Here is a 17,856-nt window from a genome sequence, read left to right as displayed (position 1 = left end):
CGCTACCCCGTCGACGACGAGAGGCGGCGCCCCCGAACACGTATCGTGCGCGGGGACGCCGCCTTTCTCGATGAGACCCCTACAGCGCGGGCTGCTGCGCCTCGATGTCGTCGACGGTGATCCGGGCCGGCCCGTTCGTGCTGGTGCCGGTCAGGTAGGCGCTGATGCGCAGTGAACCGGCGTCCTGCAGTTCTGCCTCCGCATCGGTCGACACGATGAGCCACGCGTCGGGCTCTTCGGTTCCCACGGGCCAGACCTTCGCGCGCAGGGTGGTCGTTCCGCCCTCGCTCACGGCCTGCAGGCGCGTGTGGAGGCGTCCGCCCGCGGTGTGGACGTAGTCCGGCACGGCACGCGAGGTCAGGAGCGTCTCGGTGGAGCCCAGGAGCTTGGCCGTACTCGCGGTGACCACGCCGGTCGAGGCGATGCGCAGTTTCAGGCGGTAGGCCCCCGAGTCGGAGGCGCGAACGGCCAGGTTGAGGTGGACTCCGCCGCCGTCCGAGACCGCTTCGGTTCCGAACACCGCGCGGGCGTCGACGTCGCGCGCAACGGCGCCGGTCAGGACCGCCGTCTTGGTCTGGCTGCGGCCGACCTCGATCGTTCCGACGCCGTCGGCCACGGCGAAGCCCGCGGGGGTGACCCACGTCGCTCCGCTCGTCGCCTCGCCCCATCCGGACGACACCGACCGCTCGAACGTGTCGCGGGCGATCAACCCCGCCTCGGGCGCGGAGACTGTCACGTCGTGCGTCACGGTCTCACTGTCGATCCCGCGGGCGTCGGTGACGACCAGGCTGACCGCGTAGGTTCCCGCCTCGGTGTACTCGTGGGTCGGCGCGCTGCCGGTACCGGACGTGCCGTCACCGAAGTCCCATCGGTAGGCCGCCACCGAGGTGCCGGACTCCGCGCTGGATGCTCCGCCGTCGAAGGAGACCGCGAGATCGCGGGCCTTCGAAGAGAACGCCGCCGTGGGCGCGATCCTCGGGGCTGTAGCCGTGACGGTCGCGCGGGTGGTCTGGGACAACCCGCCCGCGTCGGTCACGGTGAGCGCCACGGTGTAGGTGCCGGGCTTCGCGTACTCGTGCGATGCCGTGCGCCCCGTCCCGGTCGTTCCGTCGCCGAAGTTCCACGCGTAGCCCGCGATGTCGCCCGTGGTGGCCTTCGACCCCGATCCGTCGAAGGCCCACGCGAGGTCCTTCCCGCTGGTGGTCACGACGGCGCTCGGAGCCTTCGCTCCCGTGCCGATCGCGTGGTGCGTCTTGATCTGCGCCGCCGTGAGCGCCTGCGGGTACACCGCGAACTCGTCGATCTGGCCGCTGAGGAACGACGACGAGGGGCGGGTCGGCCAGCCGCTGGTGATGGTGTCGCCACCGACCTGCCAGAAGCCCGTGTACGCGCGCGCCGACGTGATGGCGGAGTTGCTCGCCACACGCGTGCCGTCGACGTAGAGCTCCATGCCGCCCGTCGGGCTGAGCTGGGCGACCACGTGATGCCACTTGTTGTCGTTGTACGCCTTGGTCGTGCTCACAGTGGTGTACACCCCGGTGCGCAGGCCGAAGGTCAGCTTGCCGTCGTTGCGCATGTAGACCATGCGGTCGCTGAGCTCGACGGTTCCTGACGCAGGCGTGCGGTATCCGCTGAGCCAGCCGCCCTTGGTGGTGTTGGTCTTGACCCAGATCTCCGTCGCGAAGGCGCCGCCCAGCGGGGTGGCGGTCTTGGCCCGAGCCCAGGCCGACGCGGTGCCGTTCACCGTCGCCGAGGTCTTGTCGTCGTTCGCGATCGCACCGTCGGTGGTCTTGCTCCCGACGCCCGAACCGAAGACGGCGTCGTTGCTGCCGACCCAGTCGGTTCCGCCGTTGCCGCCGTTGGCAGCACTGCCGGTCGTCCCGAGACGCCACAGCAGGCTGGCGCCGTCGGCACGCACCTGGTCGGCGTACACCGAGGCAGCCTTGACGCCCGCGGTGGCAGTGGTGGTGGCGCTCGTCGCGCTGTTGCCGTCACCGTCGCGAGCGACAATGCGCGCCGTGTAGGTCGCGCCCGGAGTGAGCCCGGAACCGATGACGGTCACGGTCTTGGTGCGCTCCCAGAACGGGGAGTCGACCGTCGCCGAGCCGATCGGGGCGTCGATGCCGTCGACGTAGAGGTCGTAGGTGAGCGAGAGGTCATCGCGGTCCCAGTTGAGCGGAACCGTCACGCGCACCATGCCGGAGCCGCCCGCCGACGACGCGGTGGGAGCCCAGTCGGTGCCGGACTTCTGCGGCCCTTCCTTCGGCCCGCCGGGCGGGTTCACCGCGAAACGCGCGATGCCCTGGCTGCGCTTCTTGTTGACGAACGGGAACTCCCCGCCATAGACGACGTACTCACCGTTTCCGGTGACCGACCAGGTGGCCTGACCCATGCCGGTCGCCGTCCCGGTGACCCACTCCGGCGACCAGTCGACGAATGCGGGCGCGTTCGTGCCCTCCCAGGTCTGGTAGTAGTCGGGCTTGAGCGCGGGGCCCAGCTTGCCCTTCGTCGCGGTGGTGTAGACCGTCGCGTGACGTTGGTTGGTCTTTCCGCCCTCGGGGAAGCCGCCGACGGTCGAGCAGTCGTGCGCGTGATTGGCGGTGTAGACGTTCGTGCCGTCGGAGTACACGCCGTAGTGGTCGCCGTGGCAGTCCGCGACCCAGTTCAGCGCGCCCGTCGACGGGTTCGCCGAGAAGGCGCCCTCGAGGTTGCCGACGACCTTGCCGAACAGCGTCCACCCCGTGCCGTAGACCGCTTTGCCATCCGTCGTCAGGTTCCAGATTCCGCCCTTGTCGAGGTGAGTCTCGACCGCGGACTTCGCGTTCTGGATGGTGTCCTGCGCCGCCCATCGCACCTTGGTGCCGGTGACCGCGTCGAGGGCGGCAAGACCGGGCTGCACGGCACCGTTGACGAGGCGGAAGCGCCCCCCGATGATGACCTTGTCGCCCTCGGGCGTCAGCGTCATGGCGTCGATCTGCCGGTCGGCGGTCGGGGCCCACGACAGCAGCTCGCCCTTAGTTGTCACCGCGGCGAGGTTCTGCCGCCCCACTCCCTTCGCGGCGCCGAACAGTCCGCCGACATAGACGGTCCGATCGGTCACGGCGATCGCGTTGACGTAGCCCCCGCCCATGGCGGCCTTGAAGTTCGTCAGTTCCCCCGTCGCCACGTCGAAGGCCGCAAGATAGAAGCGATCCTGGTCGTTGACCTTCTTGAAGGCGCCGCCCACATACAGCGTCTTGCCGTCGGGCGAGACCGCGAGGGACTTGACCGTCCCTTCGATCTTCGGGGCGAACGAGGTCGCCTCGCCGGTGCGGATGTCGTACGCGAGGAGATTGTGACGCGGGAAGGTCCGCTCACCCGGAGCGGCGCCCGCGGGCCGAGCAGCGCTGAAGGATCCGCCCGCGAACACGGTGTTGCCGGCGATCGCCTGGGTCCAGACGACACCCGAGTCGATCTGCACGGTGGGCAGCGGATCGGCGGTGACCGTGGCGGAGTTGCGCTGCTCCGGCGGGGCCGTGTCGGGCCCGGCGGCGGCGGAGGCGGGGCTCACCGGCCCCGCGATGGCCAACGTCGCCGCCAGCGCGGCCACCGTCACCGCGACGACGCCGCGAGTGGTGCGGACGCGGGCGATCGACGCCCGTTCCGCTCCGTCGCCCGGCGGTGTCGCCGCCGGAAGTGCGCGCGAGAGAGCGCGCGAGAGTGCAGTACCCAATTCATCCCCCAGATGAAGACGCATCGCTGCGCCGTTGACGAAGGCGCGCGGGGCGCCGAGGCGTGAGCGGACCGTCCCCAGACGGCTGCTCCTACAGGAGACGAGAAACGGGCCGATTCATCACGCGGTCCACCGGAACCAGCGGTGCTCTGCGCGTCTTGCGCGCTCTGCTGCGCGAAATGCGGCGGGTGGCCCGAAATCAGGACGTCAGTCGGGCCAGCTCGGAGACGAAGGCGTCGACGTCGTCCTCCGTCGTGTCGAACGAGCACATCCACCGCACCTCGCGTCGGGCGGCATCCCAGTCGTAGAAGCGGAACCGCTCGCGCAGAGCGTCGGCGACGCCCTCGGGGAGCGTCGCGAAGACTCCGTTGGCCTGCGTGGGCTGCGTGAACGACACGCCGTTGATGGTCCCGCCGTCGATTCCCGCCTCGACGCCGGCGCGCAGGCGCGCCGCCATCGCATTCGCGTGCCGCGCGTTGCGCAGATACAGGTCGCCCTCGAGCAGGGCGATCAGCTGGGCCGAGACGAAGCGCATCTTGCTCGAGAGCTGCATGTTGAGCTTGCGGAGATAGAGGAGTCCTTCAGAGGCGCTCGGGTCGAGCACGACGACCGCCTCGCCCAGCATCGCGCCGTTCTTCGTTCCCCCGAAGCTCAGGACGTCGACGCCCACGTCACGGGTGAAAGCACGCAGCGGCAGGTCCAGGGCGGCCGCCGCGTTGGACAGCCGCGCACCGTCGACGTGCAGCTTCATCCCGCGGGCGTGCACGTGGTCGGCGATCGCGCCGATCTCCTCCGGCGTGTAGAGGGTCCCGAGCTCCGTGGACTGGGTCAGCGACACCACGAGCGGCTGGGCGCGGTGCTCGTCGCCCCAGCCCCAGGCCTCGCGATCGATGAGGTCAGGGGTCAGCTTGCCGTCGTCGGTGGGAACGGTGAGGATCTTGATGCCCGCCACGCGCTCGGGAGCCCCGCCTTCGTCGACGTTGATGTGCGCGGTGGAGGCCGCGATCACCGCCCCCCAGCGCGGCAGCATCGACTGGAGCCCGACGACGTTGGCTCCGGTCCCGTTGAACACCGGGAACGCCTGGACGCCGTCACCGAAGTGCGCGGCGAACACCTCTTGCAGTCGGCCGGTGTAGACGTCTTCGCCGTAGGCGATCTGGTGTCCGTCATTGGCCGCGGCGATCGCCGCGAGCACCTCGGGGTGGATGCCGGAGTAGTTGTCGCTCGCGAAGCCGCGGACGCGGGTGTCGTGCAGGGTGGTCACAGAGATCCAGCCTAGTTCGGCCCCGGCTGCCGCCGCCGCGTGTGTGCGGCTCGGCCGGGGTCTTTCGCGTGTCGGAGCCGGCCGCTACCCTCCCGCTATGCCGCCGTCGTCATCCCCTCCCGCCCGGGCCGTGCCCGCGGGAGGCATGCGCACGTTTCTCCATGTGCTCGTGAACACCGCCGTCGCCAACATCACGACGAGCTTCCTCTGGTTCGCTCTGACCTTCTGGGTCTACCTCGAGACGCGGTCGGTCCTGGCCACCGGCATCATCGGCGGCGCCTACATGCTGCTCCTGGCGATCTTCGGGATGGTGTTCGGCACGTTCGTCGACCGTCATCGCAAGCACCGGGTCATGATCCTGTCGGGCCTTGTCACCCTGGTCGCGTTCGTCGTCGCCGGGGTCCTGTACCTGGCTCGCCCCGAGGCGGAGCTTCTCGACCTGGGCGGGCCGTGGTTCTGGCTCTTCTCCGGGATCATCCTCGCCGGGGCGGTGATCGAGAACCTGCGCAACATCGCGCTGGCGACCACCGTCACCCTCCTCGTGCCCACCGAGCGTCATGCCAACGCGAACGGACTCGTCGGCACCGTCCAGGGGCTCGCGTTCCTCGTGACGAGCGTCTTCTCGGGGCTCGCGATCGGTCGGCTCGGCATGGGCTGGACGCTCGTGATCGCGATCGTGCTCACCCTCGTCGCGCTCGTGCACCTCTTCACGCTGCGCGTGCCCGAGGGCGAGCCGGAACGGACGCCGGGCTCGAAGATCCTCGACGTCCGCGGAGCCGCCGTCGCGATCCGGGCCGTGCCCGGCCTGTTCGCCCTCATTCTGTTCTCGACGTTCAACAACCTCATCGGCGGCGTCTACATGGCCCTCATGGACCCCTACGGCCTCACGCTCTTCCGCGTGGAATGGTGGGGCGTCGTGCTCGGCTTCACGGCGACCGGTTTCCTCATCGGGGGCGGCGTCGTGGCCGCCCGCGGACTCGGACGCAACCCCATCCGCACGATGCTCCTCCTCGTGATGGTGATGGGTGTCCTCGGTGCGGTGTTCACGCTCCGTGAGTGGTGGTGGCTCTATGTCGTCGGCATCTGGCTGTACATGATGCTGATCCCGGCGATCGAGGCGGCCGAACAGACGGTCGTGCAGCGCGTCGTGCCCTTCGAGAGCCAGGGCCGGGTATTCGGTGCGGCGACGGCGATCGAGGTGTCGGCCGCTCCGATCACCTCGTTCCTCGTCGCACCGCTCGCGGAGTTCGTCATCATCCCCTACATGGACTCGAGCGCCGGGCGGCAGAGGTGGGGATGGCTGCTCGGCGACGGCGAGGCGCGCGGCATCGCGCTCGTGTTCCTCGTGTCGGGGCTCGTGATGGTCGTCTTCGCGCTCCTCGCTTTCGCGACGCGCTCCTATCGCATCCTCTCCGCGGAGTACGCGACGGCCCCCGAGAGGCCCGAGGCGTCGACGAACACCTCGGCGGCGGTCGAGGAGACCCCTCCGGCAGCGGTGGAACCGCCGGTCGTCCCGCCCGCCTCCGCGGCGCAAGCCCGAGGCGGCGTTGCCGATCAGTCCTGAGGCGCGCGGTGCGCCTTCCCTGCGTCCAGGGTCGGGCCTGTGCGGGTCGGGCCTGTGTCCGGGTCAGGCCTCGTCGAGCTCCATGACGGAGCCGTTGACGGCTTCGGCCGGACGGTCCCACACAGACGTGTACGCGCGGGCGAGGTCGTCTTCCCGGTCCGCCAGAGAGCGCACGCGGTAGATGACCGCTGCCGCGGTCAGGGGGCGGCCGGCGTCGCGCGCTGCTGTGGCGAAGCCGCGCGCCACGGCATGGACCCAGGCCTCGGACGCGGCTTTGACGGAGGCGTAGTTCGCCCCTCCGGCCAGCGGCCGGGCGACGGCGGTCGAGGAGACGATGGCGGTCCGGCCGACGGGTGCGGTGGCGAGGTCTTGCCAGAACGTCCGCGTGACGTGTCGCAGTGCCGTGAACGACTGCTCGAGGAAGCGATAGTCCTCGTCGCTCTGCCCCGGGATCCCGCCGCCCCCGCGCCACCCGCCCACGAGGTGAAGGAGTCCGTCGACGCGCACGCCGTTGTCGTGGAGCCTGTCGCGGAGGGCCGTGACCCCTTCTTCCGAGGCGAGGTCGCAGACCTCGGTGCGCGCGCCGAGCGAGGCGAGCGGCGTCAGCCGTCGCTCGTCTCGGCCGACGGCGACCACGCGCGCGCCGGCCCCCACCAGCGCGCGCGTCGCCGCGAGACCGCTCGCACCGGTCGCCCCCGCGACCAGCACGGTCCGCTGCGCGATCGCGGTCTCAGTCATCCGTGCCGCGGATCCCCTCGGTCGAGGCGATCACGTCACGCATCTTCTTCTCCAGCGCCTCGAAGAACATCGACAGCGGAAACTCGTCGTCCAGGACGGCGTCGGTGTACCCCTTCGGCGGTCCGGCCAGGATCTCGTCCGAGAGTCCCCGCGCCCACCGCGACGCAGGGTGCGGCTCCAGGGTCGCCCGCACGAGGTCGTACGCGGCGAGCCAGTGAGAGACCTTGGGGCGGTCGATCGAGCGCCAGTAGAGCTCGTCGATCGCGTCGCCGAGGGCGACAACGGCTGCCGGCACCGCCTCCCAATCGAACGCGAGCGCGGTGTCGGTCCAGTGCAGGACGCCGCGCTGGTGCAGCCAGGCGAACAGCAGCTGGCCGCCCAGCCCGTCGTAGTTGCGGACGCGAGTGCCGGTGATGGCGAATCGGAAGATGCGGTCGAAGATCACGGCGTACTGCACGAGCCGCGCGTGCTCGAGCATCTCCGCCTCGGCCGCGGTCAGGGTGTCGTCGCGTTCTGCCAGCGTCTTCTCGATCGACACGCACTCGCGGAAGGCGGTGAGGTCGCACCGCAGCTCCTCGAGTGAATAGAGGAAGTAGGGCATCCGCTGCTTGATCATGAACGGGTCGAACGGGAGGTCTCCGCGCATGTGCGTGCGGTCGTGGATGAGATCCCACATCACGAACGTCTTCTCGGTGAGCGCCTGGTCGTCGAGCATGCGCGCGGCGGCCTCGGGAAGATCGAGCTTCGTGATGGACGCGGCCGCACGCACGACGCGGCGATACCGCGCCGCCTCACGATCCTGGAAGATCGCGCCCCAGGTGAACGTGGGAATCTCGCGCATCGCGACCGTCTCGGGAAAGAGGACCGCGGAGTTGGTGTCGTAGCCGGGGGTGAAATCGAGCAGGCGCAGCGAGACGAACAGGGCGTTGGTGTACGTCGTCTCCAGCTCGGCGATGAACTCGGGCCAGATCACCTCGACCAGCACCGCTTCGACGAAGCGATTGCGGGACCCGTTCTGCGTGTACATCGGGAAGACGACGAGGTGCGTCAGCCCGTCCACACGGTGCTGCTGCGGCTGGAAGGCGGTGAGGGAGTCGAGGAAGTCGGGCACCCCGAAGCCGCCGTCCGACCACCGCTGGAAGTCGTGGATGCTCGCGGCGAGATACTCGGCATCGTGCGGGAACAGGGGGCTCAGGGCGCGGATCGCCTCCACGATGACGGCGACGTAGGACCGTGCTTCGGCGGGATCGGCATCCTCGGCGAGGGAACCGTCCTGCGTCTGCAGTTCCTGCAGGCCGATCACCGCGTCCTTCAACGCGAGCCAGGCCGGCTGCTCAGCGAGCGCGCGGCCGTCCTCGACGACCTCGGGCTCGCCGATGACGGTCTGGGGGGTGCCGGTTGTCAGGGACATGATGAACCTCCTGTCGGGGTCGCGCGAACGGATCCCGGCGATTCTACGGGATTGCTTCCCGTTCATGCCCGCCACCACAGGAAATTTTCCGGTATCTTGTTTGTCATGGCTCTCTCGGAGGTGGACGCGGGCATCGTCCGTGTCTTGGCGCGTGACGGTCGGGCGACGCTCGCGCAGCTCTCCGCCACCGTGGGTCTGTCGGTCTCGGCCGTGCAGTCCCGGCTCAAGCGTCTCGAAGCAGAGGGAGCGATCACGGGCTACCGCGCGACGATCGATCCGGAGGAGGTCGGGAAGCCGCTCGCGGCGTTCATCGAGATCACCCCGCTCGATCCCGCGCAGCCCGACGATGCCCCCGAGCTGCTGGCGCACCTCGAGGAGATCGAGGCGTGCCACTCCATCGCGGGCGACGCGGCCTACATGCTCTTCGTTCGCGTCGCCACCCCGCGCGCCCTCGAGGCCCTCATCCGCGAGATCCGGGCGGCGGCTTCGGTGCGTACGCGCACGACCGTCGTGCTGCAGACCTTCTTCGAGAACCGTCCCCTGATGCCGGCCGTCGACTGACCCGGGCGGGCGGGCATCGGCGGCGGATACATCCTCCGGTGGATGACGCCGCGCCTGTCGCTCGCGTAGCGTCGTTGTGTGTTCCGGCCCCTGATGACGTACCAGCAGGTCGTCGACGTGGTCGGCGCTGCGGTGTTCTTCCTGATCTCGATGCTCTTCACGGCGGTCCCACTGGGCTATTGGACAGGCGTGGGCACGACCCGGTCGCTGCTGATCGCCACGATCCTCAGCGCCGGTTTCGCGGTCGCCCTGGGGATCCGCCGCTGGTCGCCGCCTCTCGCCCTGACCCTGGCCTGGGCGATGGCGATCGCGCAGATGCTGTTCGGGCTGCCGCCGCTGCCGGCGAACGTCGCGATCTTCGGCGTCCTCTACGTCACCGCGGCGTACGGTTCACGACTGCTCTTCTGGCTCGGGTTCGGTTCGAGCCTGCTCGGTGCCGCAGCGATCACGGTGTACCTGATCGTTCCGCCCCTCGTGCGCGGTGGATGGAGCCTCGAAGGGGCCATCCAGACGAATCTGCTCATCGGTATCACTGTCTTCTTCAGCGCGGCGCTCGCGCTCCTCCTGTCCTGGACGGTCGGCGCGCTCGTGCGGACCGCCTTCCGGGCGCGCGACAACCGGCTGGCGCAGGAGCGGGCCGAGGCCGAGACCGCCGTGGAGGCGGAGCGCAACCGGATCGCCCGCGACATGCACGATGTCGTGGCGCACTCCCTCGCCGTCGTGATCGCTCAGGCCGACGGTGCGCGATACGCCGCCACTGCCGACCCCGCGGCGGCCGCTGCGTCTCTCGAGGCGATCGGCAGCACCGCCCGCTCCGCTCTGGCGGATGTCCGCCTGCTGCTGACGCAGCTGCGGCATAGCCAAGCCGATGGTCCGCAGCCGACGATCGCCGACCTCGAGCAGCTGTATGCGCAGGTGCGTGCTGCCGGAGTCGACCTGCGCGTGGACGTCGACCCCATGCCCCGGAGCGAGCCTCCCGCCGCCGTACAGCTGGCGGTGTACCGCATCCTGCAGGAGGCGCTCACCAACGCCCTCCGACACGGTGACGGCGGCCGCGTCGACGTACGCCTGGCCTGGCATCCGGATGCCGTGGAGCTGGAGGTGCGCAACCGGCGGGGCGTCGTCGAGTCGCCCCGCGGCGGCCATGGACTCATGGGCATGAACGAGCGCGCCGCTCTGGTGGGCGGCCGGGTCAATGCGGGGCCGCAGGCGGATGAGAATGGAAGGCCGGACTGGTTCGTGGTCTCGGCCCGGCTGCCGATCGGAGGAACGACGTGAGTGAGACGGTACGGGTCGTGCTCGTGGACGATCAGGCCCTCTTCCGGGCCGGGATCCGCATGGTGGTCGACTCCCAGCCCGACCTCGAAGTGGTGGGAGAGGCGGGCGACGGTCAGGAGGCCCTCCGGGTCGTGCGCCAGACACATCCCGACGTGGTGCTCATGGACATCCGCATGCCGGTGATGGACGGGCTCACCGCCACCGAGCAGCTGCTCCGTGACACCGACCCGCCGCGCGTCGTGATGCTCACCACCTTCGATCTGGACGAAGCGGCGGCCCGGGCGATTCGGCAAGGGGCGAGCGGGTTCCTCCTCAAGGATGCCGACCCGGAGTTCCTCCTCGCGGCGATCCGCACCGTCCACGCCGGCTCCTCGGTGATCGCGGCCGCCGCGACGCGCGACCTGTTCGCCCACTTCGTCGACGCCCCGCAGGCCCCGCCGCCCGCCTTCGCCGCGCTGACCGAGCGCGAACGCGAGATCTTCGCGCTCGCCGCGCGGGGCCTCTCCAATGCCGAGATCGCGGCGCGCGAGTTCCTCTCGGAAGCGACCGTCAAGACGCACATCAGTCGTGTGCTCACCAAACTCGGCCTCCGTGACCGGGTGCAGCTGGTGGTGTTCGCGTTCGAGCACGGCCTGGCCTGAGCGGGCGCCGGATCATCCTTGCGATGTAGGCCCTCGCGACTGGCGACCGACGCCCCGGGCGGTGTGCCCCACCTAGCGTCGAAGGCATGGAGATCACATCGACCGACCTCGGCCTCGCCGCCCGGGTCCAGCACCTGACCAAGACCTTCGGCTCGGGCGAGAGCGGTGTGCGCGCCCTCGACGACGTCAGCATCGGCATCCGCCGCGGCGAGTTCACCGCGATCATGGGGCCGTCCGGATCCGGGAAGTCCACGCTCATGCACATCATGGCGGGGCTGGATGCCCCCACCTCCGGCCGTGCCTGGATCGGTGACACCGAGATCTCGGGCCTGTCCGACACCGAGCTGACCATCCTCCGCCGGCGCCGCGTCGGATTCGTCTTCCAGGCGTTCAACCTCGTGCCCACCCTCGACACGCTCGGCAACATTCTGCTGCCGTTCGATCTCGACGGCCGGCGCCCGACGGCGCTCGAGAAGGCCCGCATCGACGGCCTCGTCGAGACCCTCGGCCTGACTCAGCGTCTGCGTCACCGCCCGCACCAGCTCTCCGGAGGTCAGCAGCAGCGCGTCGCGATCGCGCGTGCTCTGGCCACGGCGCCTGACCTGCTGTTCGCCGACGAGCCGACCGGCAACCTCGACTCGAAGACCAGCCGCGAAGTGCTGGCGCTCCTCGCCGCGACGAGCCGCGAGCACGGCCAGTCGATCGCGATGGTCACCCACGACCCGATCGCCGCGTCCCACGCCGACCGCGTCGTCTTCCTGGGGGACGGGCGCATCGTCTCCGACAAGCCGCGCCAGAGCGCGCAGCAGATCTCGGCCCACATGCTCGCCGCCGAGGTGACGGCATGAGCGCCATCGCGGCGCCTCCCGCCCCCGCGGCCAGTGCCGCGGCGGCGGCGGGAGGCCGCTGGTCGTGGCTGCGCGAGCGCGGCATGGGGGCGACGGTCCTCGTGTCGGCGATCTCGGTCGCCTTCGGCGTCCTCCTGATCAGCGCGACGGCATATCTGTCGGCGGCGATCCTGGCGACCCCCACCTACGGGACGTCCGACACCCTCGCGGCCATCGCCGGCCTCCTCAGCGTGCTCCTGCTGGCGGTCGCCGTGTACGTCGCGGCGATCGTCACCGCCAACACGTTCGCGACGATCGTGGCCGGACGCACGCGGCGGATCGCGCTCTTGCGCCTCATCGGCGCCTCGGCGCGGTCGCAGCGCGCGGAGATCGCGCGGCAGGGTTTCATCGTCGGCGCGATCGGAGCGGTCCTCGGCTGGGGAGCCGGGACCGTCATCGCGATGATCGGGCTCCCGATGCTCGACCGTTTCATGGGCGTCTCGGTGGGATACCCCGGCATGCAGCCCGCGGTGTTCCTTCCCGTCGTAGCGGTGACCCTCACCACCTGGGCGGCGGCGTGGGCGGGGTCGCGACGCGTGCTGACGGTCACGCCGCTGCAGGCGCTCGGCGGATCGGTGGAGCAGACGCACGAGACCGCGACGCGCCAGCGCGGTCGCAACGCCGCGACGATCGTCCTCGGCGCAATCGGGGTGCTCCTCCTCGTCGGCGGTCTGCTGCTGGGCCTCCTCACGCCACTCGGGGTGATCGTCGCCTTCTTCGGCGGTCTCTTCTCGTTCACGGCGTTGAGCCTCGCCGCCGTCGTGGTCATGCCGCCGTTGCTGCGCCTCACCGGGCGTCTGTTCGGCCGGTCGGCCACCGCGCGGCTCGCGGCGGAGAACGCGCTGCGCTACCCCGAGCGCTCCAGCCGGATGGCCATCGGCGTCGTCATGGGCGTCGCTCTCGTCACGATGTTCGCGGTGGCGGCCGAGTCCGCCAAGTCGCTCATCACGGCCTCCAGCGGCGGCGAACCGGACATGTACTTCAACCAGATGGTGGACTCGTTCGCCGCCGTGATGATGGCCCTCGTGGCCGTCAGCGCCGTCATCGCCGGAGTGGGGCTGGTCAACCTGCTGACGATCGGCGTCGTGCAGCGCCGCCGCGAGCTGGGCCTCCTCCGCGCGCTCGGACTCACGTCGGGACAGGTGCGACGGATGGTGCTGCTGGAGGCGACCCACGTGACGCTCACGGCGCTGGTCTTCGGCCTGCTGCTGGGCACGGCTTACGGATGGATCGCCGCGCAGTCGGTGCTCGGGTCCGTGCCGATGCCGCCGCAGTGGATGTCTCCGACGCTCGTGCTTCCCGCGGTTCCGGTCGTCCCGACGCTGATCGTGGCTGTCGCCACCGCCGTCCTCACCCTCATCGCGGCCGTCGTCCCCACTCGGCTGGCCACCCGTGCCACCCCTGTGGAGGCGCTCGCCGAGTGAGGGCTGAGCCCGACGGTCGGGCCGCACACGACGGACTCCCGCCGGCCGACCGGCCGCGGGAGTCAGTCGTCGTCGGCGGTGGTCTCCGGCTCGTGCGCCCAGGTCGGGGCCAGCTGTCGCAGCCGCGCACCTCGCCACTGCCATGTCGCCCACAGCACGGGCCAGAGCGCCGCGGCGGTCGGCCCCCCGATCACGAGGCGGTCGCGCCACAGGGTGCGGGTCGGGTCTCCGGGAAGAGGGGAGACGGCCATCTGGTGGTCCCAGACATCGAGAGACGCCAACGGGCCGGTCAGAGGGATTCCGCTGTCGCGGAAGATGCGGACGGGGCCGTGCCGATCCTCCGTGTACCGATCACTCACGTGGATCAGCTGAGCGCCCAAGGGAATCGTGCCGGCGATGCGGGTGTCCACTCCCATACGGACGGGCGCATCGGTCCCGGGCTCGAAGCTCGTCGGCAATCCCTCGGCCGCCATCGGGGTCAGCGTGACGAAGGGGCCGTAGAGCTCACCGACGGCGCGCGGGGAGTGGAGGGCGCGCCATGCGGCGTCGGCGTCGCAGTCGAGTCGGAGCTTCAGCAGGATCCGCATGCTCCAGTGTCTCGCGGATGGGCTCGCATCCGGTAACGTGGGAGCGCTCCCACACACTTGCGCCGCACTCCACGGCGAGCGAGGATCGACCATGCCCACCACTCCCGTCACCGAATCCGGTGACCGATCGCACGGCGTCATGGCCGTCGAGTCGGTCGCGCAGCTGTCCACCGTCCTGGAGGACACCGACCCGACGCTCGACCCTGCCCTCGGTCGCATCGCGCGCCAGGCGGCTGCCGAGGGGGTCGTCCTCCTCCGAAACGACGGGCGCGTCCTCCCGCTCGCACACGCCACCGTCGCCGTGTTCGGGCGCGTCCAGCTCGACTGGTTCGCCGTCGGCTACGGATCCGGCGGCGACGTCAAGGTCCCGTACGTCTGGAACCTCGTCGCCGGGCTGCGTGATGCCGGGGTCGCCGTCGACGGCGAGCTCGCGGAGCTCTACCGGCGGTGGTGCAGCGAGCACCCCCCGGAGCTGACGGGCACGTGGGGTCAGTGGCCGCATCATTTCCCGGAGATGCCGCTGTCCGCTGAGGTCGCGGCCGCCGCCGCGACCCGTGCCGAGGTGGCGGTCGTCGTGATCGGCCGGGCCGCCGGCGAGGCACGCGACAGCCTGCGCGAGCCGGGGAGCTTCGAGCTCACCGCCGCCGAGCGGACGATGCTCGACACCGTGACGGCCGCCTTCGCGCGCACCGTGGTCGTCCTCGATGCGGGCAATGTCATGGACCTCTCCTGGATCGCCGACTACGGCCATCGCATCTCCGGCGTGCTGTACGCCTGGCAGGGCGGAATGGAAGGAGCCCGCGCGGTGGCCGCGGTGCTGGCCGGTGAGATCCCCGCCAGCGGCAAGCTCACCGACACGATCGCGTGGTCCTACGACGACTACCCGAGCTCGGCGAACTTCGGCGGGCGCGACGTCAACGTCTACGCCGAGGACATCTTCGTCGGCTATCGCTACTTCGAGACCTTCGCCCCGGATCGGGTCCAGTTCCCGTTCGGGTTCGGTCTCGGGTACACGGATTTCGAGATCGATCCCCGCGTGGTGCAGGCCGACGACGTGGCGATCGAGTTCTCGATCGGTGTGCGCAATGTCGGCACCGCTCCCGGAAAGGAGACGGTGCAGGTCTATGCGACCGCGCCGGGAGTCGCCCTCTCACAGCCCGCGCGCGTGCTCGCCGCCTTCCACAAGACAGGGCTGCTCGCGCCGGGCGAGAGCGAGCGGGTCACTCTCCGCGTCCTGTTCGACGAGCTCGCCTCCTACGACGACGCCGGAGCGACGGGGCATCCTCACGCCTGGGTGCTGGAGGCGGGGGACTACCTCTTCCACGTGGGGACCGACGTGCGGTCGGCGGCGACCGTCGCGACGGTGACCCGCGACGCGCTGCGGGTCGTCCGTCAGGTGAGCGAGGCCGCCGCCCCCGTCCACGACTTCTCGCGCATGCGGGTGGACCGGGATGACGAGGGCCGGGCTCGGGTGGGCTGGGAGCCGGTGCCGCGGGCGACGGTGGACAGGAAGGGACGGATCGCATCCGAGCTCCCGCCTGCCACGGCCGTGACGGGCGACCTCGGCATCCGTCTCGACGACGTCGACGAGGGCACCGCGACCCTCGACGCGTTCGTGGCGCAACTGGACGTGACCGAGCTCGCCGACCTCGCGCGGGGCGACGTCACGATGCACTCGCCGCTCGGTGCCGCCGGCAACGCCGGCGTGCTGGGCGGGGTGACCGCCTCGCTCCGAGACAAGGGCATCCGCCCGGTGACCACGACCGACGGACCGAGCGGCATCCGCCTCTCCGCGTACGCGTCGCTCCTTCCCTCCGGCACTGCTCTGGCGTCCACGTGGAACCTGCCTCTCGTGACCGAGCTGACGGCGCTCCACGGCCAGGAGATGATCCGCAAGGGGTCCGACGTGCTCCTGAGTCCGGGCATGAACATCCACCGTGATCCTCTCTGCGGCCGGAACTTCGAGTACTTCTCCGAGGACCCACTGGTCACCGGGCGTATGGCAGCCGCTGTGGTGCGCGGCGTGCAGTCGCAGGGAGTCGCCGCGTGCCCGAAGCACTTCGCGGCCAACAACCAGGAGACCAACCGCACCCGCAACGATTCCCGCGTGTCCGAACGCGCGCTGCGCGAGATCTACCTGCGGGGATTCGAGCTCTGCGTGCGTGAGGCCCGCCCGCTCGCGCTCATGACCTCCTACAACCAGGTCAACGGGGTGTGGGCGCACTACCATCACGATCTCGTCACCGTCATCCTGCGCGGAGAATGGGGCTACGAGGGGTGCGTCATCACCGACTGGTGGATGGAGGACGCCACCGATCCCGACTTCCCCGCCCTCGCCAACAACGCCTACCGGGTGCGCGCTCAAGTCGACGTGCTGATGCCCGGCGGGGTGAAGACCGACGACGGCCCCCAGGCCTATGCCGACGACACGATCGTCCAGTCGGTCGCCGTGCCCGGTGGCCTCACGGTGGGAGAGCTGCAGCGCGGAGCCCGCAACGTGCTCGGACTCGTCCGCGCCCTTCGGCCCGTGATCGACGCCCGTACGCAGGAACGAGTCGGCTGAGCGGTGCGGCGCGCCGTCTAGCCTGGAACGGTGAGCTCGCCCGCCGCCTCCGCGTCACCGTTCGACCAGTCCCGCTACCACGTCCGGTGCGAGTGGGGGCGGGAAGGGCTCCGGCGACTGGCGCCGGCCGACATCGTCGTGGTCGTGGACGTGTTGCGGTTCTCGTCGACCGTCACCGAGGCCGTCGCCGACGGACCCGTCGCCCTCGATGAACGCGCGCACGCGGTGTCCCGCAACGGCGCGGCCGTCGCCGACGAGGCCGGCCGTGGCGGTGCCCTCGTGCTCCTCGGGTGCCTGCGCAACGCATCGGCCGTGGCGGAGGCCGTCGCCCGGGAGCAGCACCGCCGCGCTCGGCGCACGAGTGTCGCGATCATCTGCGCCGGGGAACGTGTACCCGGTGCCGATGACGCTCCGGTGCGATTCGCCGTCGAGGACCATCTCGGTGCGGGCGCGGTGATCGACGCGCTCGGGATCCGCGGAATCGATCACACCTCTCCCGAGGCCGCGGCGGCGGGAGAGGCGTTCCGGGGGCTGCGGGGCGCGGTGCGTCATCTGCTCACGGCGAGCGGGTCGGGACAGGAACTCCTCGAGCGCGGAGCGGCCGACGAGGTGAGCCGGGCGGCGGAGATCGATGTGTCGTCCAGGGTTCCCGTGCTGCGCCACGGTGCCTTCACGGCGCTCTGATTCACCGCGCTCTGATTCACCGCGGCAGGCAGGCTGAGGGCTCAGCGGGGGGTGACCGCGGCGCGTCGCGTGGCGGCGCTGATCTCCCGCCGCGTCCACGAGAAGAGGAACCGTCCGTCGAAGCGCGCGGAGCATCGGGCGCACGACGTCGGTCGCGTCGCCCGGCGATGCCGATACGCGACGTGGCCGGCCGGGCACACGCCCACCCACGGGGCGAGCTCGGTGGCCGTCTCGCCGCGGTGAGTGACCCCTCCCGTGTATCCGAGCGAACGCGCGATCCGTTTCCACCCCGCGCCGTGACCCGCCTGGGCTCCCGCCAGCGCGTGGGCGATCTCGTGAAGGAGGGTCTGACGGTTCGTCTCGTCGTCGTAGCGGGCCGCGAGATACCGCGAGACGGTGATGCGCTGCCGCGTGTAGTCGCAGGCGCCCGCACGGCGTTTGGCGTTGTCGAAGGCGAACGTCCACGACGCGTCCAGGTGCGTGGCGATGAGGTGCTCCGCCTCACGGCGCACCACGCGAAGATCCGTCATGCCGGAAGGATA

14 protein-coding genes are annotated in these 17,856 nt (G+C 70.5%); 8 read left to right on the top strand and 6 right to left on the bottom strand.

Annotated elements, in window-relative coordinates; translation table 11 throughout:
* Positions 1–79: 79 nt before the first annotated feature.
* On the bottom strand, positions 80–3,712 hold the full coding sequence (locus AVP41_RS10615; RefSeq protein ID WP_067164138.1) for a PKD domain-containing protein: 3,633 nt from the start codon (positions 3,710–3,712) through the stop codon (positions 80–82).
* A gap of 199 nt (positions 3,713–3,911) precedes the next feature.
* Positions 3,912–4,976, bottom strand: coding sequence for a threonine aldolase family protein (locus tag AVP41_RS10610; protein WP_067164136.1), 1,065 nt, complete (start codon positions 4,974–4,976; stop codon positions 3,912–3,914).
* A gap of 97 nt (positions 4,977–5,073) precedes the next feature.
* Between AVP41_RS10610 and AVP41_RS10605 the strand changes: the two genes are divergently transcribed.
* The gene (locus AVP41_RS10605) at positions 5,074–6,540 is read left to right on the top strand and encodes an MFS transporter (protein ID WP_442922787.1); all 1,467 of its coding nucleotides are present in this window, start codon (positions 5,074–5,076) and stop codon (positions 6,538–6,540) included.
* A gap of 63 nt (positions 6,541–6,603) precedes the next feature.
* Here AVP41_RS10605 and AVP41_RS10600 read toward each other — a convergent pair whose 3' ends face one another.
* Together AVP41_RS10600 and AVP41_RS10595 are read right to left on the bottom strand one after the other, a co-directional pair.
* The gene (locus AVP41_RS10600; protein ID WP_067164131.1) at positions 6,604–7,278 is read right to left on the bottom strand and encodes an SDR family NAD(P)-dependent oxidoreductase; all 675 of its coding nucleotides are present in this window, start codon (positions 7,276–7,278) and stop codon (positions 6,604–6,606) included.
* The gene (locus AVP41_RS10595) at positions 7,271–8,689 is read right to left on the bottom strand and encodes a DUF6421 family protein (RefSeq protein WP_067164128.1); all 1,419 of its coding nucleotides are present in this window, start codon (positions 8,687–8,689) and stop codon (positions 7,271–7,273) included. The genes AVP41_RS10600 and AVP41_RS10595 overlap by 8 nt, the downstream gene beginning before the upstream one ends.
* A 105-nt stretch (positions 8,690–8,794) precedes the next feature.
* Between AVP41_RS10595 and AVP41_RS10590 the strand changes: the two genes are divergently transcribed.
* From AVP41_RS10590 to AVP41_RS10570, 5 genes are all read left to right on the top strand, one after another.
* Entirely contained in the window at positions 8,795–9,250 is a 456-nt protein-coding gene (locus AVP41_RS10590; protein ID WP_067164126.1) for an Lrp/AsnC family transcriptional regulator, read from the top strand.
* A 78-nt stretch (positions 9,251–9,328) separates the two neighbouring features.
* Positions 9,329–10,528 (top strand): sensor histidine kinase, encoded by a 1,200-nt coding sequence (locus AVP41_RS10585; RefSeq protein ID WP_067164124.1) that lies wholly within the window; start codon positions 9,329–9,331, stop codon positions 10,526–10,528.
* A complete protein-coding gene (locus AVP41_RS10580) occupies positions 10,525–11,169 on the top strand; it encodes a response regulator (protein WP_067164122.1) in 645 nt (214 codons plus the stop codon). Before AVP41_RS10585 ends, AVP41_RS10580 begins: the two co-directional genes overlap by 4 nt.
* 86 nt (positions 11,170–11,255) lie before the next feature.
* Positions 11,256–12,017 carry an ABC transporter ATP-binding protein gene (locus AVP41_RS10575; protein WP_067164120.1) on the top strand — a complete coding sequence of 254 codons (762 nt, stop codon included), beginning with the start codon at positions 11,256–11,258 and terminating at the stop codon, positions 12,015–12,017.
* Positions 12,014–13,480, top strand: coding sequence for an ABC transporter permease (locus tag AVP41_RS10570; RefSeq protein ID WP_067164118.1), 1,467 nt, complete (start codon positions 12,014–12,016; stop codon positions 13,478–13,480). Before AVP41_RS10575 ends, AVP41_RS10570 begins: the two co-directional genes overlap by 4 nt.
* A gap of 62 nt (positions 13,481–13,542) precedes the next feature.
* On the opposite strand, the gene AVP41_RS10565 is transcribed toward AVP41_RS10570, so the two are convergent.
* Positions 13,543–14,067 (bottom strand): hypothetical protein, encoded by a 525-nt coding sequence (locus AVP41_RS10565; RefSeq protein ID WP_067164115.1) that lies wholly within the window; start codon positions 14,065–14,067, stop codon positions 13,543–13,545.
* 91 nt (positions 14,068–14,158) lie between these two features.
* On the opposite strand from AVP41_RS10565, the gene AVP41_RS10560 reads away from it, so the two are divergent.
* Together AVP41_RS10560 and AVP41_RS10555 are read left to right on the top strand one after the other, a co-directional pair.
* Entirely contained in the window at positions 14,159–16,630 is a 2,472-nt protein-coding gene (locus AVP41_RS10560; RefSeq protein WP_067164112.1) for a glycoside hydrolase family 3 protein, read from the top strand.
* A 30-nt stretch (positions 16,631–16,660) separates the two neighbouring features.
* Positions 16,661–17,314, top strand: coding sequence for a 2-phosphosulfolactate phosphatase (locus AVP41_RS10555; protein WP_067164110.1), 654 nt, complete (start codon positions 16,661–16,663; stop codon positions 17,312–17,314).
* Between the two features lie 41 nt (positions 17,315–17,355).
* Here the strand turns inward: AVP41_RS10555 and AVP41_RS10550 are convergent, their stop codons facing one another.
* A complete protein-coding gene (locus AVP41_RS10550) occupies positions 17,356–17,844 on the bottom strand; it encodes a SprT-like domain-containing protein (protein ID WP_067164108.1) in 489 nt (162 codons plus the stop codon).
* Positions 17,845–17,856 lie beyond the last annotated feature (12 nt).

It is taken from the genome of Microbacterium sp. TNHR37B, assembly GCF_001620065.1.
Lineage (GTDB): Bacteria > Actinomycetota > Actinomycetes > Actinomycetales > Microbacteriaceae > Microbacterium.
The sequence above is the reverse complement of the archived record's forward strand: the minus strand, read 5'-3'. Positions and strand labels throughout refer to the sequence as shown.